Origin of the sequence: Achromobacter sp. UBA4530, from assembly GCF_002388205.1 — a bacterium.
GTDB lineage: Bacteria > Pseudomonadota > Gammaproteobacteria > Burkholderiales > Burkholderiaceae_B > Achromobacter > Achromobacter animicus.
In genome coordinates this window covers 138,392-153,010 of the sequence record NZ_DGMA01000002.1, presented here as the reverse complement: position 1 = coordinate 153,010, position 14,619 = coordinate 138,392, and the positions used below count along the sequence as shown (strand labels likewise).

Genomic DNA, 14,619 nt, shown 5'->3' with positions numbered 1-14,619 from the left:
GAGGGTGGCAACAGGTGCGCCGAATGCTACACGATGAGGCGCCGCGCCCGCGTCAGTGCCGGGACGCGAAATCGCCGATGGCGGCCGCGGGCGACAGCGCGAACGACGCCTTCATATCGCGCACTTCCTCCACAGGCGTGCGGCCAAAGAATCGCTTGAACTCGCGGCTGAATTGCGATGCGCTTTCGTAGCCGACGCGGGCCGAGGCCGACGCGGCGGTCAGGCCGTCGCGGATCATCATGAGCCTGGCCTGATGCAGCCGCGTGGACTTGATGTACTGAATGGGCGATGTCTGCGTCACCGCCTTGAAATTGACGTGAAACGCGGGGACGCTCATGCCGGCTTCCTGCGCCAGGTGTGTGACGTCCAGCGGCTGGGAATAGTCAGTATGGATGCGGCGCAGCGCGCGGGCAACGCGGCCGAAGCGGCCCGGATGCGCCAGGGCGGCGCGCAGGGCGCCGCCTTGCTCGCCGCTCAGGACGCGAAAGCAGATTTCGCGCACCAGCGCCGGGCCGAGGATTTCGGCATCGAGCGGATGGCACAGCGCGCGCAAGAGGCGCACGGTGGCGTCGGCCAGTTCATGGGACAGGGGGGTCGAGGCGATGCCGAGCGGCGCGTCGCCGTCGCGGGCGCCCGCTGCGGCTTCGGAACCTTCGCCCGATCGGTTATCGATCGCCACCACCAGATCGGCCACGGTCGCCAGATCCATCCGTATCGATACCGCGAGCATGGGCTCTTCCTTGCTGGCCTGCGTCTCCGTGGAAAAGGGCAGGGGTACGGACAGCACGAGAAAGTGCTGCGCGTCGTAGACGTAGGTCTCGTCGCCCAGAAAGCCGAGCTTGCGGCCCTGGCACACGATGACGATGCCGGGCTCGTAAAGCACCGGCGTTCGGCCCAGCGGCCGGTCCGAGCGCATGAAGCGCACGCCGTCCAGCGCGGACAGGCTGTAGCCCTCGTTGGGCGCCAGGCGGTCGATGAGGGCAATCATTTCGCGCGACAGCGGGTTGGACGGCAGCGTCATGGGGCATCCGTGGTTCGTTTCCGGTGGGGGACATTCTACCGGCGCCCATCGGGGCGGAACAGGGTGCGCAATAGGAATGGGCAAGGGTGCGATAGACGCAGGTATTCGCGCGCGCGGCCGCAATCCTTAGCATTTCAGTCACGTCAACGACTTGGAGAAATGACCATGACTGCAACACAGAACCGGCAATCCAAAGTGGTGCTGATCACCGGCGCCAGCAGCGGCATCGGCGAGGCCACGGCGCGGCTGCTGGCCGCGCAGGGCCACCGCGTGTACGTCGGGGCGCGCCGCACGGACCGGCTGGAAACACTGGTGCAAGAGATTCGGGCAAACGGCGGTACGGCAGCGTTTCGCGCGCTGGACGTCACGTCGGCCGAGGACATGCGGGACTTCGTGCGCGGCGCCGAGGCGGCCTACGGGCAGGTGGACGTGATCGTCAACAACGCGGGCGTGATGCCGCTGTCGCCGCTGAATTCTCTGAAGGTGGACGAGTGGGACCGGATGATCGACGTGAACATCCGCGGCGTGCTGCACGGCATAGCCGCCGTGTTGCCGGGCATGGAGCGCCAGGGGCACGGACAGGTGATCAACGTGTCTTCCATCGGCGGACTCGCCGTGTCGCCGACGGCGGCGGTGTACTGCGCGACCAAGTTTGCGGTGCGCGCGATCTCGGACGGCTTGCGCCAGGAGACCAACAAGATTCGCGTGACGGTGGTTTGCCCCGGCGTCGTTGAATCGGAGTTGGCCGACACGATTACCGACGACACCGCGCGCGTGGCGATGCAGTCGTTCCGCCGCGTGGCCCTGCACCCGGACGCCATCGCCCGCGCCATTGCCTACGCCATCGAACAGCCTGACGACGTGGACGTCAGCGAAGTGGTGGTGCGCCCGACGGCCAGCCCGCATTGAACCTACCACCATAAGGAATCGAACCATGACGGCAACGACTATTTCTGACCAACCCTTTTCAGACCAACCCTTTTCCGGCCGGACGGCCATCGTGACCGGCGCCGCCAGCGGCATCGGCCTGGCCACCCTGGAACTCCTGCACGCGCAGGGCGCCCGCGTCGTGGCGGTGGACCGGGACGAAGCCGTGCGCGCGCTGGCGCGGCCCGGCGTCGAGCCCCTGGTGGCCGATATCTCGCGGGAAGACAGCGCCGAACGGGCGGTCAAGACCGCGATGGACTGCTTCGGCAGGCTGGACATCCTGGTGAACAACGCGGGCGTCATCATCAACAAGCCGGTGATCGACATGACGCTGGACGACTGGGAAGGCATTCTTGCCGTGAACGCCACGGGCGCCTTCCTGTTTTCCCGTGAAGCGATGCGCGTGATGGTGCCGGCGGGCCGTGGCGCGATCGTCAACGTCGGCTCGTACGCCTGCTACCAGGCCTTTCCGACCATCGCGGCCTACGCGGCTTCCAAAGGTGCGCTGGCGCAGCTGACGCGCGCGTTGTCGCTGGAGGCCATCGAGCACGGCATCCGGGTGAACGCCGTGGGGTCGGGCGACGTGGTCACCAACATCACCAACCACATCCATGCGGACGGTCCGGGCTTCCTGGCCGAGCACGGCAAGAACGCGCCGATCCGGCGCGCGGCCGAGCCGCGCGAGATCGCGGAGGTGATTGCGTTCCTGGCATCCGACAAAGCCAGCTATATCGTCGGCGCGGTGGTGATGGCCGACGGCGGCATGAGCGTGGCGCTGCGCTAGGCGCAGAGTGCGTGCGGCCTTAGCGCGGCGGAAAGATCGCCGCGCGCCACAGGTCCAGGAAGTGGCGCTTTTTCAGCGGGTCCAGATACACCAGCAGGCCGACGCCCAATGCCACGGGCCGCACGCCGGCTGCGGGCACGACCGATGCGCTGACCGGCCGCATGCCGGACTCGCGTGCCAGCGCATCCTGCCCGCGCGCCGACAGCAGATAGTCCAGGAACAGCGCGCCCAGGTCGCCGCGCAGCGCCTGCTTCGGAATGATGGCCGAGCGCGACAGCATCAGCGTGTAGTCCTGCGGGTAGATGATGGCGAGCGGCGCGCCGTTGTCGATGCGGTGCCGGGTATAGGACTCCAGCAGGTTGTAGGCCAGCGTGACGTCGCCGCTTTCCAGCTTGTCCAGCGCGTGTTCGGTGGACTCGTGGATGGACACGCCGTTGCGGCCGAAGGCGCCAAGCAGCGCGCCCGCCATGCTGTCCAGCCGCGTGTCCTGCGTAGCCGCCAGATAGCCGATGCCGCTGCCCTGCACGTCGTAGGTGGAGATGCGGCCGGCGAGCGGCTGGTCGGGCGCCTGCAGCAGCGACAGCAGTTCGCGGCGGGTGTGCGGCACGCGCGCCGCATCGAGCTTGCGCGTGTTGTAGACCATCACGATGGGGTCGGTGCCGATGCTGAAGACCTCATCGCGCCAGTTGGCCCAGCCGGGCAGGGCGCGCGTCTGCGGCGATATGTGCACGCGCGCGTAGCCGTCGTTGACCAGCTTGGTCTGCAGGTCCATGGCGCTGCTGATGACGATGTCCGGCCCTGACGGGACGGCGGGCGCTGTGGCTGCGCGGGCCACGGTGTCGCTGTAGAGATCCTGCGTCGACAGCTCGGTGTATTCCAGCCGGACAGATGGGTTCAACCTGCTGAAGTCTTCCAGCACGCCGCGAAACACCTGCACGCTGTTGGACGCGTGCACGACCAGCACGTTGCTGCTGTCGGCCGGTCCCAGCGTGAGGCCGCTGCCGCTCAGTTCGGCGGCGTGGCTGATCGCGGACAGCGTCAGCGCGGCGATCGCGGCCAGGCCGCGCAGGATGGAGCGGGCGTCACGCATGATCGGCTTTCGCGGGCAAAGCGGTTGCGGGCAACGTGATGACGGCGTCCAGCCCGCCGCCCACGCGGTTGCTCAGGCTGAGCGTGCCGCCGTGGATGTCGACGACGCGCTTGATGATGGACAGACCCAGGCCGGCGCCTGGCGAGCGGGGATTGGGGCCGCGCGCAAACCGTTCGAATGCTGTGTTGGCCAGCGCCGGCGGAATCCCCGGCCCCTGATCGGACACCGTGACGCGCCAGCCACCGTCGTGCGGATCCAGCCGCACGTCGATGTGGCCATCGTCATTGGCACCGTGCCGCAAGGCGTTGTCGATGAGGTTCTTGAAGGCCTCGCGCAGCATCAGGTTGTCGCCCATGACGCGCGGCGGATTGCCGCCGTTGGCGGACGGCAGATGCAGCCGGACATCAGGCTGCGGGTCCGCCTGCGGGACGGTGTCGTACACGGCCTGGCTCAGCAGCTCGGCCACGTCGACGGGCTGGAACTGCCGGACGTTGCTGCGATGGATGACGCTGGCGTCGCTGAGCAGCTGATTGACCAGGCGCGACAGCTTTTCGGCGTTGCGCAGCACGGCCAGCAGGCTGCGCCGCTGCTCGGCCGGATCGTCTTCGTCCAGTGCAAGCTCCATCTGCGCGTGCAGCGCGGCCAGCGGGGTGCGCAGCTGGTGCGCGGCCTCGGCGATGAACAGGCGCAGGGTGTCCAGGTTTTCCGACAGCCGCCCCATGAAGCCATCCAGCGAGTGAACCAGCATGTCCAGTTCCTCGGGCACCGGCGCAGCAATGGGATGCAGGTCCGATGCGGTGCGCCCGGCCAGTTCGCGCTCGACCCGCTGGATGGGCGACAGCGACCGCTGCAATCCCCAATACGCCAGCGCCAGCGCGGCGGCGGTAAAACCGATCAACGCCAGCGTGCCTTGCCACAGGATGCGGTCGGCCAGCGCGTTGCGCGCCTCGCGCGTCTGGGCGACCTGGATGATCGCGGTCTCGGTCTCTTGCGGGCCGGCCACCTTGCGTTCCATCCAGGCGACGCGCACCGGTTCGCCCTGGTATTCGGTTGCATAGAGCTGCGGCGTGCTGGCGTCGGCGTTGCCGCGCGCGGGCGGCGCGGGCAGGTCACCGTACCCCGAGATAAGCGCCCCGCGCGCCGAGGCCACCCGGTAGAACACGCGGTCGCGCGGCGCCTGTTCCAGCAGCGCAAGCGCCGCGTAGGGCATGTCCATCTGCCACTCGCCCTGCACGAGCTGCAGGCTGTCGGCCATGGACAGCACGGACGCGCGCAGTAGCTGATCGTAGGTGGTGTCGGCGGTCTGGTGCGCGTAGCCGCGCACCAGCAGGTAGATCGCGCCCAGTCCCACCGCGAACAGCGCGCCGAGCACGGTCAGCAGGCGGCGGCGCACGGAAATGCGGCGAGGCTGCTCGGAACGCGGCAGGTTCATGGCGTGGCGGGCCGCTACGGAAGCGGCGGTGCCGAGGACTCGCCGTCCGCGCCGTCGGCCGCCGTCAGCAGGTAGCCGGTGCCGCGCTGCGTCTCGATGCGCAGCGGCGAGCCTTCCAGCTTGCGGCGCAGCCGGGCGATGTAGACCTCGATGGCGTTGGGCGCGGCGTCGTCGTCAAACGCGAACAGCTTGTTTGCGATCTCCGACTTGCTGACGGCGCGGTTCATGCCGGCCAGCAAAATTTCGAGCAGGCTGAATTCGCGCTTGGGCAGGTCGATGCGCCGGCCGGCCAGCGTGACCTGCCGCGCCGCGCTGTCGATGACCAGGTCGCCAAACCGCAGGATGCCGGTGGCTTGCGGGCTGGGACGGCGCAGCAGCGCGCGGCAGCGGGCTTCCAGTTCACGGAAATCGAAGGGCTTGGCCAGGTAGTCGTCCGCGCCGGTATCCAGGGCGTGCACGCGGTCTTCGATGTCGATGCGCGCGGTCAGCGCCAGGACGGGCGTCTTGCTGCCGCGATCGCGCAGCCGGTGCAGGATGTCAAAGCCCGACATGCGCGGCAGGCCGATGTCCAGGATGACGAGATCGAAGGTCTCGTACTGCAGCACGCCGTCGGCGTTCAGCCCGTCGTTCTGGCTGTCGACGGCATGGCCGAGACGGCGCAGCCGGCGCACAAGTGCGTCGGACAAATCCTCATCGTCTTCGATTACCAGGATGCGCATAGCGCCGATTGTCGCATGATGGACAGCCCCCACGCCGCGCGCGCTTCGCACGCTAGCTGCCCCCCGGGGGGGCGCTTTTCCCTTGGGGCGGCCCGGCGGGAAAAGGACTTCCGAAGCGGCGAATGTCTCGCCGCGGCCAACAAAAACGACAGGTTCCAGACAGCTTTTCTTCCTAGTCTTGCGTACCCGCTTCCCCAGCCGGAGGCAGGCACACATAACAACGACTAACTGGAGATAACCCTCATGCTTCTGACCCTGCTTGGCTTCGGCATGGTGATCACGTTCATGACGCTGATCATGACCAAGCGCCTGTCGCCGCTTGTCGCCCTCATCCTTGTCCCCATTATCTTTGCGCTGCTGGGCGGTTTTGGCGCAGGCATCGACAAGATGATGCTGGACGGCATCCGCAAGATCGCGCCGACCGGCGTGATGCTGATGTTCGCCATCCTGTATTTCGGCGTGATGATCGACGCGGGCCTGTTCGACCCCATCGTCGGCCGCATCCTGCGCGCGGTGAAGGGTGATCCGCTGAAGATCGTGGTGGGCACGACCGTGCTGGCGCTGGTGATCTCGCTGGACGGCGACGGCTCCACTACCTACATGATCGTGGTGGCGTCGATGCTGCCGCTGTACCGCCGCCTGAAGATGAACGCGCTGTCCATGACCTGCCTGGCGATGCTGGCCAGCGGCGTCATGAATCTGACGCCGTGGGGCGGACCCACGGCGCGCGCCGCCAGCGCCCTGCACGTGGACGCGGGCGACATCTTCGTGCCGCTGGTGCCGGTGATGGGCGTGTCCATCGTGGCGATCCTGATCCTGGCGTTCTTCCTGGGCCTGCGCGAGCGCCGCCGTCTGGGCGTGCTGGCGCTGCCGGAGGGCGCGTCGCTGCATGCGGGCTACGACGAAGATGGTCCGAAGAACCTGCCCGAGATCGAGGTCGACCACGACCTGCGCCGCCCCAAGCTGCTGTGGGTGAACGCCGGCCTGACGCTGGCGCTGATGGTGAGCCTGGTGCTGGGCGTGCTGCCGCTGCCCGTGCTGTTCATGATCGCCTTCGCGATTGCGCTGATCATCAACTACCCGAACCTGGCCGAGCAGCGCCGCCGCGTGGCGCAGCATGCCGGCAACGTGCTGTCGGTGGTGTCGCTGATCTTCGCGGCGGGCATCTTCACCGGCATCCTGTCCGGCACCGGCATGGTCGAAGCCATGTCGCGCAGCCTGCTTGCCGTTATTCCCGACGCGCTGGGACCGTATCTGGCGGGCATCACCGCGCTGGTCAGCCTGCCGTTCACGTTCTTCATGTCGAACGACGCCTTCTACTTCGGCGTGCTGCCCATCCTGAGCGAAGCCGCGCAAGGCTACGGCATCACGCCCGTCGAGATGGCGCGCGCCTCGCTGATCGGCCAGCCGGTCCACCTGCTCAGCCCGCTCGTGCCGTCCACCTACTTGCTCGTCGGCCTGGCCGGCGTGGAGTTCGGCGACCACCAGCGTTATGCGCTGAAGTGGGCCACGATGGTCTGCATGGTGATGCTGGCGGCCGCCCTGGCGTTCGGCCTGTTCCCCCTGGTGGGCGCGGCCGCCTGATTCCCCGCGGCGCCAGCCGCATGACTTTGAAAGGAAGCACCATGGCTTTGCGCATCGCTTACGTCACCAGCGGCATGGGCCACACCGGCACCGCGATCTGCCAGGCGCTGCATCGCGCCGGCCATCGCGTGGTCGCCGGCTGCGGTCCGCGCTCGTCCCGCAAGGACCACTGGCTGAAGGAACAGAAGTCGCTGGGTTACGACTTCATCGCCTCGGAAGGCGACGCCACCGACTGGGCGTCGACCGAGGCTGCCTTTGCCAAGGTCCGGCGCGAAGTCGGCCAGATCGACGTGCTGGTCAACAACGCCGGTTCGATGCTGGACATGCGTTTTCGGCAGATGAGCCACGCCGACTGGTCGGCCGTCCTGCGCAGCAATCTGGATACGCTCTTCAACAGCACCAAGCAGGTCGTCGACAGCATGGCGGACCGCGGCTGGGGGCGCATCATCAACATCGGATCGGTGGCAGCCGAGAAAGGCCAGATCGGCCAGATCAACTTTGCGACCGCCAAGGGTGCAGTCATTGGTTTCACGCGCTCGCTCGCGCAGGAAGTGGCGGCGCGCGGCGTGACGGTGAACCTGGTGTCGCCGGGCTTCATCGCCGACGACACGGTCCGCGCGTTCCCGCCGGCGCTGCTGGACCGCATCGTGGAAAGCGTGCCGGTGGGCAGGCTGGGCACCGCGCAGGACCTGGCCGGGTTGTGCGTGTGGCTGGCGTCTGACGAGGCCGCGTTTGTCACCGGCGCCAACTACGCCATCAACGGTGGCGTGTACATGAGCTGATGCCGAGGCGTCAGGCCCGCGCAGGTCAGACGCTGCGGCTTTTCAGGAAGTCGGCGATGGAGGTCGCGGTGCGCTTGCTGTCGGCCAGCCATTCCACGCGCCATTCGGTGATGCGTTCTGCGGTGTGGTGTTCAAAGACGCCCGGCGTAGGCTCGTTGATGGACTCCAGCTGCCGCACCAGCACCAATGGTTGTTCCGCGCCCGGCGTGTCTTGCGAAAACGCCGCGGCGTCTTCGAAGGTGTCAAAGGCGTAGTAGTAATCGTCGCCCTCATGCAGGTCTTCGCCGCCCGCATGCGGGTGCACCCACACGCGATATTCCAGGACGTCGTCGTAGAAATAGCCGCCGCCCGATTTGGTCATGGCGGGGTATTCGCCCACCTGATCAGGATCGATGGCGACGGGGTGGGCGGAGGAAAGAGGTGGCGTCATGGTGAGCGGCGGATAAGGTTGAAGCGCTGCGGATTGTGGCAGGCCGACACCTTAGCGCATTCAGGCGCCACGCCGCTCAATTCGCCAGCTTCACCGCGCCGCTGTCGATCAGGGCCTTCCATTTGGCGTTGTCCGCCTGGATGAATTTCAGCAGGTCTTCCCGCGAACCGCCGCCGGCCAGCATGCCGGCGTTGTCGACCGCCGCCTTGAACGCGGGCGTGGCGACGGCGGCGCGCAGCGCGGCGTTGATGGGTTCAAGCTGGTCGCTCGTGATGGCATTGCTGGCCGCCACCGAAAACCATTGCGTCGCGGCGTAGCCTTTGAATCCTGATTCTTCCACCGTGGGCACGTCGGGCAGGCTGTCCAGGCGATAGGGCGTGGTCACGGCGTAAGCCTTCAGTGCGCCGGACTTGATCTGCGGCATGACCGGCGCGGATCCCAGGATGGCCAGCGGAATCTGTCCGCCGGCAACGTCCGCCACCGCCTGGCCGCCGCCCTTGTACGGCACATGCACGATGCGGGTGCCGGCGTATTGATTCAGCAACTCGCCCGCCAGGTTCTGCGACGTGCCGTTGCCCGAGCTGCCATAGCTCCAGGCTTCGGGTTGGCGGCGGGCATCGGCCAGCACGTCCTGCAGGCTGTTCTTGGCGTTGCGGGCAGGGCCCACGATGACCATGGGGCCCTGCGCCATCAGCATCACGGGGGCCAGCTCGCGGCCGATGTCGGGTTGCGGCGTCGGGTAGATGAGCGGTCCCGGCACGGTGAGCAGATAGCCGTCGGCGGCCTTGCTGCGCGCGACCAGTTGAAGGGCGATCGCACCCGAGGCCCCGGGACGGTTCTCCACGATGACGTTCAGGCCGGTCTGGCGCGCCAGCTCCTGCGCCGCGATGCGGGTCAGCACGTCCGCCGTGCCGCCGGGCACGAAGCCCACCACCCACGTGATCTGTTTGGCCGGCCATTGAGAATTGCTGTCGGCCGCCGTGGCGGCCGCGGCGGGCATGGCGATGCTTAGAAGCATCGCGCAGCATTGGATAGCGAATTTCATGTTTTCCCCTTGATTTCTGCTATCGGTGATTCGTCTTTCGCTCAGCCGGGATCCCGCTTGCCGGGCGGCGTGTTCGGATGTTCGGCGCACGACTGGTTGAACGCCTGCACCATTTTCAGGATGGGGCCGAGCACCCACGTATTGAAAATGAGAATGTCGCTCTCCTCCTTGGGGTCCTGTAGCAGATTGAACAGGTACGGGGATTCCAGTTTGCCCTTGCCCTCGTTGACCTCGGGCTCCCAGTAGAAGTGCAGCTTCCAGTCGCGCCATTTCACGGCACGCAGGTCGCCCTTGATGTAGAACAGGAATCCCTCACGCAGGGATTTCGCGCTGGCTCCGGTAAAGAAGTCGGTCTGGTCGATGCCGTCGATGGGCCGGTCCCGCGGAATGTCGGCGCCGCCGATGCGGGACAGCGTGGTGTACAGATCGGTCACGTGGACCATCTCGTTGGATACTTGCCCCGGCTGCACGCGGCCGGGCCAGCGGATGATGAAGGGCACGCGCAGGCTGCCTTCCATGGCGGTATGGTAGGTGCCGCTCCAGGGACCCGCCGTGCCGCGGTACGGTTTGCGGTATTCGGGGCCGTTGTCGCTGCAGAAGATGAACACGGTGTCCTCGCGCAGGTTCAGCTCGTCTACGGCCTGCACGATCTGGCCGACGCGATGGTCCATTTCGACCATGGAGTCCGCGAAGTCGCCCGCGCCCGTGCGCCCGGCAAAGTCGGGGTGCGGCAGGGTGGGAAAGTGCAGATGCACCAGCGGCAGATACAGGAAGAACGGGCGCGCCGCCTCGGCATGCTTGCGCATGAATCCGATGGACCGGTCCACCAGTTCGGCGTCGATGCCGCGCCGCGTGTCCAGATCGTAGACCTTGACGTTCTCCGACGGCCCGCCGGCTTCGCCTTGCATGATGTGCGGAATGTCCGCCACCGTGGGATCGAAGCCGATCGACGACGTGAACTGGCTTTCGTCGGTGGTGCGCGGGATGCCGTACCACTCGTCAAAACCCCGGTCGCTGGGATACCGGCCGGGGATGTCGCCCAGATGCCATTTGCCGAAATGCGCGGTGGCGTAGCCCTGGCCCGACAGTTGTTGCGCCAGCGTGATCTCGTCGCGCGTAAGCCCTTGCGGCAGGCCGGGCGGGACGGATTGCAGGCAGCCCGTGCGGATGGGGTGACGCCCGCTCATCAGCGCCGAGCGCGTGGGCACGCAGTCGCTTTCCACGTTGAAGTTCTGCAGCAGCAGGCCCTCGGTTGCCAGGCGGTCGATGTTCGGGGTGGGTGCGCCGCGCAGGGCGCCGCCGCCGTAACAGCCAAGTTCTCCCCATCCCAGATTGTCGGCCACGATCAAGACGATGTTCGGCTTGTGTTCCATTGTGCTCTCGCCTCGGTGAATGCTCGGGTTGATCCCAGGATTCTAGGAGGGCGAGGCCGCCGTTATATTCCCGAAAGTACATAAATGAATGAACTTCGGTTATGAATCTGTCGCTGCGGGATATTGAATATTTCCTCGCCGCCGTCGAGTACGGCAACCTGGAACGCGCCGCGGCGTCGTTCGGCGTCAGCCAGCCGGCATTGTCGAAATCGCTGCAGCGGCTGGAGGCCGATACGGGGCTGGCGTTGCTGGACCGCAGCGGCCGTGGGCTGCGCCTGACGTCCGCCGGGCTGGTGTTCCTGGAGCATGCCAAACGGCTTTGGGCCGAGTACCGGGACGCCATGCGCCACGCGGCGGAATTGCGGGTGGGCCAGGCGGGATTGCTGCGCGTGGGGGTAACGGGCGCGACCGTCAACAGCGTGGCGATGCCCGCGATGCGGCACCTGCTGCCGCGCCGACCGGCGCTGCGGGTGCAATTGACGCAGGGGTTATCGGATGACCTGAACGAGCAGGTCGCCAGCGGCAAGCTGGACCTGGCCGTGACGCCCATCTATGCGGACGTGCCTTCGACCCTGCACCATGAACCGATCATGGAAGACCGCCTTTGCGTGGCGGCCAGCCGCCACCATCCGCTGGCCACGCGCCGCAAACTGGCATTGCGCGATCTGGCGGACCTGCGGTGGATTCTGCCCAAGCCTTCCTCGATTGCCCGCAAGGCCCTGGATTCGCGGTACGCGGAAAGCAGCCTGCCGTTGCCCGCCGCGGCGCTGGAGGTCGAGCACTTTTCCAAGGGCACGCTGGAGCTGCTGGCGCAGACGGATCTGCTGGCGCTGCTGCCGCAAAGCGCGCTTGAGACTGAGGCGGACGTCGTCGCGCTACCTGTGGCGCTTGGCCGGCCGCTGCCGCGCGCCATTGCACTGATTTCCCGGCAGGGGACCGCCTGGTCGCCGCTGATGCATGAATTCCGGCGCGCCATTCTGGATTGCGCAGCGGGCATGGCCTGAGCACGGCGACTGGCGCAACGGCGGTTTTCGGCTGTGCCACAATGGTCCGCTTTCAAATCATCAGGAGCGGGGTTCATGGCTGGAACGTCATTGCGGGTTGCGACGGGCGTGGGGCTGCTGTCGCTGGCGGCGCTTGCCGCGTGCGGCAAGAAAGACGCCTATCCGCCCGAGGTCCAGCGCGAGACCTACAGCTCGTGCGTCGCCGGTTTTAAATCCAGGGTCCAGGCGTCGCCGGAAGTCGACGCGAAGGCCGCCAGTTATTGCAATTGCATGGTCGACGGCTTGCAGAAGTCCGTGCCCTACGAGGAATTCAAGCAGTTGGATCAGCTGCTGGCGACCAAGAGCGCCACGCCGGACAGCGAAAGGCTGAGCAAGGGCGTGACCGATGTGGTCAATGCCTGCTTGAAGCGCGAAATGCCCAAGGGCTGACGGCCCTAATGCGGAATGCAGTTGCCGAGCGCGCGTCAGGTGCACTGCCAGAGGTGCCCGCTGACGCGGCAGGCGGCGCACCAGAAGGTGTAGTTGCAGCCGCCGCTGCCCCACAGCCATTCACCACCGTCCTCTTGCGGCAGGCCGGAGTCCAACTGCATGGCCAGAGGCATGTCCTCGCCGCAGTCGGGACACGCCGGGTAGTCGGCGGATTGCACCCAGCTCGGTGCGCCGCCGACCCGGCTGAGGTTCTGGCGGCCATTGGACTCGCCCCAGTCCTGCCAATGCCAGCGCGCCGGCGCCTTGAACAGCGTCACGCCGGCTTCCAGCAGCGGACTCGCGACGAAGTCCGGCGTCAAGGGGGCGTCGCGCTGCTGGCTGGGGTGCATAAGCGGCGCGCCGTCCTCGGCGTGGCGAAAGAAAAGGGCGCCGTCGGTTTCCCAACCCTGGCACGACAGGCAGGTCGCGAATTCGATGGCGCTGTGATTATCGATGCCTGCTGCGGCGGCATCCTGAATCGCCAGCAGCCGGTGCAAGGGGCCGTGGCACAGGCCGCAGCGGTTTGCCGACGTGCCGCCCATGCGCGCTTGCGCGCGGTCCGTTGATTCGGGGTTCCAGGTGGGATGCGCGCGCTGCATCTCGCGCCGCCATGCCGGCTGTTGCGCCAGCATGGATTTTCTTTGCGCAGCGCTAAAACCGATGTGCAGCGGCTGTTCGCCGTGCAACGCGCGCAAGCCCCCTCCGTGTTCCGCATAGCCCGCTTGCTGCAACCACGATGCGGCATCGGGGGCGTCGGCCTCGGGAAACAGGCGACGCCAGGCCGCGTATACCGTCTGCGGCCGGCGCGACCGCAGCAACGCGACTGCGCGCGCGCGTCCTGGACTGCCTTCGGCGAGGTCGTCGTCCAGCCGGTGCAGCCAGTCGAGCAGCGTGGCGTCGTCCAGGGCGCGCCATGCGAGATCGGCCGCGTATTCCGGACCGCCGTCGTCGTCCTGCACGGCGGTCAGCAGCCGCTCCCAGTCTCGGGCAAAGGCTTCAGGGTGCTGGACCGCTGCGGAATCCAGGACCGCGCGCGCCAGTTCGGAATCCGCGCCGCGCCGCCAGACTTCGCCAACCGTGGCCACGTAGGCCGCGTCGTCCATCAGGTCGAGCGCGGCGTCAATGAAGGTGGCGTGCTTGATCGGCCTGTCCAGTGCCTGCAGGACCAGATCGGCCAACGCGGCGGGCGCATCCCGCCGCAATTGCAGCATTTGCGCCATGGGGTCGTTGTTCTTCCAGCCCAGGCGCTCATAGGCGTCAAGAATCTCGGTGGCGGTTTTCATCGGCCGGTCCAGAATTGATCGAGCGGGGAGGATATCCGATGGCATCGCTTGCCGCGGACCGGAGGCGCAGGCCGCGGCCGGACCCAGGGGCGCTGTGCCGGGCCCGCGCTATCGTGACAGCTTCGTCGACACGTCCGTGTGCGTGCCGCGGTCCAGATCCGCGCCAAGCGGCCTGTCCCATGCGGGCAGGGTCCGCAACTCCTGGTTGACTTCGCCCGCTTCGATACGCCGCGCAATGTCGTCCAGCAATTGCGTTCGCGTGGCGAATCCCCGGCCCTGCAGGTCGCGCGCGAACAGCCGGTAACGCAGATTGGGTTCAGCGCCTTTCATAACGCCCAAATTCAGGATGTGGCCTTGCTCGTTGCGCAGTAGCAGATGGCCGGGGCGGGCATAAATGCGGTAAATGCGCCATGGCGACGAAATGGCGGCGTGAATGGGATAGGGATCGCACCCGGGGTCGCAACCCGGGGTGCTCCGGGGATCGCGCCGGATGTCGCCGTGGCCTCCGGGCGGCCGTGGCTTCGAAGGAAGGCGCTTGATGCACGCATTGGCGAATCGGGCGATGGATCTGCTGAAAACGCTCACGCAGCGCCCGCCGTTATCGCGGGAAGATCGACGGGGCGGGGGGCTGGCGGCCGGGGTTGGCGCTGAATGACCACGAGTTGTTCCTCATATGG

The 14,619-nt window shown here is 67.0% G+C and carries 15 protein-coding genes; 6 read left to right on the top strand and 9 right to left on the bottom strand.

Annotation, left to right across the window (positions count from 1 at the left end; translation table 11 throughout):
* Window positions 1-52: 52 nt before the first annotated feature.
* On the bottom strand, window positions 53-1,021 hold the full coding sequence (locus tag B2W22_RS01290) for an AraC family transcriptional regulator (RefSeq protein WP_175184193.1): 969 nt from the start codon (window positions 1,019-1,021) through the stop codon (window positions 53-55).
* 165 nt (window positions 1,022-1,186) lie between these two features.
* On the opposite strand from B2W22_RS01290, the gene B2W22_RS01285 reads away from it, so the two are divergent.
* Both B2W22_RS01285 and B2W22_RS01280 read left to right on the top strand, forming a co-directional pair.
* Window positions 1,187-1,930, top strand: coding sequence for an SDR family oxidoreductase (locus tag B2W22_RS01285; protein ID WP_286935968.1), 744 nt, complete (start codon window positions 1,187-1,189; stop codon window positions 1,928-1,930).
* 25 nt (window positions 1,931-1,955) lie between these two features.
* Entirely contained in the window at window positions 1,956-2,732 is a 777-nt protein-coding gene (locus B2W22_RS01280) for an SDR family NAD(P)-dependent oxidoreductase (RefSeq protein WP_286935967.1), read from the top strand.
* A 19-nt stretch (window positions 2,733-2,751) separates the two neighbouring features.
* Here B2W22_RS01280 and B2W22_RS01275 read toward each other — a convergent pair whose 3' ends face one another.
* From B2W22_RS01275 to B2W22_RS01265, 3 genes are read right to left on the bottom strand one after another with little or no spacing between them, the layout of a single operon-like run.
* Window positions 2,752-3,822: an ABC transporter substrate-binding protein gene (locus B2W22_RS01275; protein WP_286935966.1), complete on the bottom strand. Its 1,071-nt coding sequence runs from the start codon at window positions 3,820-3,822 to the stop codon at window positions 2,752-2,754.
* Complete coding sequence (locus tag B2W22_RS01270; protein WP_286935965.1) at window positions 3,815-5,254, bottom strand: sensor histidine kinase; 1,440 nt, start codon at window positions 5,252-5,254, stop codon at window positions 3,815-3,817. The genes B2W22_RS01275 and B2W22_RS01270 overlap by 8 nt, the downstream gene beginning before the upstream one ends.
* Before the next feature lie 14 nt (window positions 5,255-5,268).
* Window positions 5,269-5,973, bottom strand: coding sequence for a response regulator transcription factor (locus B2W22_RS01265; RefSeq protein ID WP_175184198.1), 705 nt, complete (start codon window positions 5,971-5,973; stop codon window positions 5,269-5,271).
* A gap of 243 nt (window positions 5,974-6,216) precedes the next feature.
* On the opposite strand from B2W22_RS01265, the gene B2W22_RS01260 reads away from it, so the two are divergent.
* Window positions 6,217-7,557: a CitMHS family transporter gene (locus B2W22_RS01260; protein WP_175123048.1), complete on the top strand. Its 1,341-nt coding sequence runs from the start codon at window positions 6,217-6,219 to the stop codon at window positions 7,555-7,557.
* A gap of 41 nt (window positions 7,558-7,598) precedes the next feature.
* Complete coding sequence (locus B2W22_RS01255) at window positions 7,599-8,339, top strand: SDR family oxidoreductase (protein ID WP_175123047.1); 741 nt, start codon at window positions 7,599-7,601, stop codon at window positions 8,337-8,339.
* A 25-nt stretch (window positions 8,340-8,364) separates the two neighbouring features.
* Here B2W22_RS01255 and B2W22_RS01250 read toward each other — a convergent pair whose 3' ends face one another.
* The 3 genes from B2W22_RS01250 to B2W22_RS01240 all read right to left on the bottom strand — a co-directional run bounded on the left by B2W22_RS01250 (window position 8,365) and on the right by B2W22_RS01240 (window position 11,187).
* Window positions 8,365-8,769, bottom strand: coding sequence for a GCN5 family acetyltransferase (locus B2W22_RS01250; RefSeq protein ID WP_175123046.1), 405 nt, complete (start codon window positions 8,767-8,769; stop codon window positions 8,365-8,367).
* A gap of 76 nt (window positions 8,770-8,845) precedes the next feature.
* Complete coding sequence (locus B2W22_RS01245; protein ID WP_175137286.1) at window positions 8,846-9,814, bottom strand: tripartite tricarboxylate transporter substrate binding protein; 969 nt, start codon at window positions 9,812-9,814, stop codon at window positions 8,846-8,848.
* Window positions 9,815-9,855: 41 nt separating this feature from the next.
* Entirely contained in the window at window positions 9,856-11,187 is a 1,332-nt protein-coding gene (locus tag B2W22_RS01240; RefSeq protein ID WP_175123044.1) for an arylsulfatase, read from the bottom strand.
* A gap of 101 nt (window positions 11,188-11,288) precedes the next feature.
* Between B2W22_RS01240 and B2W22_RS01235 the strand changes: the two genes are divergently transcribed.
* Complete coding sequence (locus tag B2W22_RS01235; RefSeq protein WP_286935963.1) at window positions 11,289-12,191, top strand: LysR family transcriptional regulator; 903 nt, start codon at window positions 11,289-11,291, stop codon at window positions 12,189-12,191.
* 75 nt (window positions 12,192-12,266) lie between these two features.
* Window positions 12,267-12,620, top strand: a complete 354-nt coding sequence (locus B2W22_RS01230; RefSeq protein ID WP_286935962.1) for a hypothetical protein — start codon at window positions 12,267-12,269, stop codon at window positions 12,618-12,620.
* Window positions 12,621-12,655: 35 nt separating this feature from the next.
* Here the strand turns inward: B2W22_RS01230 and B2W22_RS01225 are convergent, their stop codons facing one another.
* The gene (locus B2W22_RS01225) at window positions 12,656-13,942 is read right to left on the bottom strand and encodes a hypothetical protein (protein WP_286935961.1); all 1,287 of its coding nucleotides are present in this window, start codon (window positions 13,940-13,942) and stop codon (window positions 12,656-12,658) included.
* 108 nt (window positions 13,943-14,050) lie between these two features.
* A complete protein-coding gene (locus B2W22_RS01220) occupies window positions 14,051-14,527 on the bottom strand; it encodes a hypothetical protein (RefSeq protein ID WP_175123041.1) in 477 nt (158 codons plus the stop codon).
* Between the last annotated feature and the right edge of the window lie 92 nt (window positions 14,528-14,619).

Coding starts and splice junctions, on each gene's coding strand:
- B2W22_RS01275 (WP_286935966.1), bottom strand. CDS start 3,822: ATGCGTGACGCCCGCTCCATCCTGCGCGGCCTGGCCGCGATCGCCGCG.
- B2W22_RS01240 (WP_175123044.1), bottom strand. CDS start 11,187: ATGGAACACAAGCCGAACATCGTCTTGATCGTGGCCGACAATCTGGGA.
- B2W22_RS01230 (WP_286935962.1), top strand. CDS start 12,267: ATGGCTGGAACGTCATTGCGGGTTGCGACGGGCGTGGGGCTGCTGTCG.
- B2W22_RS01225 (WP_286935961.1), bottom strand. CDS start 13,942: ATGAAAACCGCCACCGAGATTCTTGACGCCTATGAGCGCCTGGGCTGG.
- B2W22_RS01290 (WP_175184193.1), bottom strand. CDS start 1,021: ATGACGCTGCCGTCCAACCCGCTGTCGCGCGAAATGATTGCCCTCATC.
- B2W22_RS01255 (WP_175123047.1), top strand. CDS start 7,599: ATGGCTTTGCGCATCGCTTACGTCACCAGCGGCATGGGCCACACCGGC.
- B2W22_RS01285 (WP_286935968.1), top strand. CDS start 1,187: ATGACTGCAACACAGAACCGGCAATCCAAAGTGGTGCTGATCACCGGC.
- B2W22_RS01265 (WP_175184198.1), bottom strand. CDS start 5,973: ATGCGCATCCTGGTAATCGAAGACGATGAGGATTTGTCCGACGCACTT.
- B2W22_RS01260 (WP_175123048.1), top strand. CDS start 6,217: ATGCTTCTGACCCTGCTTGGCTTCGGCATGGTGATCACGTTCATGACG.
- B2W22_RS01270 (WP_286935965.1), bottom strand. CDS start 5,254: ATGAACCTGCCGCGTTCCGAGCAGCCTCGCCGCATTTCCGTGCGCCGC.
- B2W22_RS01235 (WP_286935963.1), top strand. CDS start 11,289: ATGAATCTGTCGCTGCGGGATATTGAATATTTCCTCGCCGCCGTCGAG.
- B2W22_RS01280 (WP_286935967.1), top strand. CDS start 1,956: ATGACGGCAACGACTATTTCTGACCAACCCTTTTCAGACCAACCCTTT.
- B2W22_RS01250 (WP_175123046.1), bottom strand. CDS start 8,769: ATGACGCCACCTCTTTCCTCCGCCCACCCCGTCGCCATCGATCCTGAT.
- B2W22_RS01245 (WP_175137286.1), bottom strand. CDS start 9,814: ATGAAATTCGCTATCCAATGCTGCGCGATGCTTCTAAGCATCGCCATG.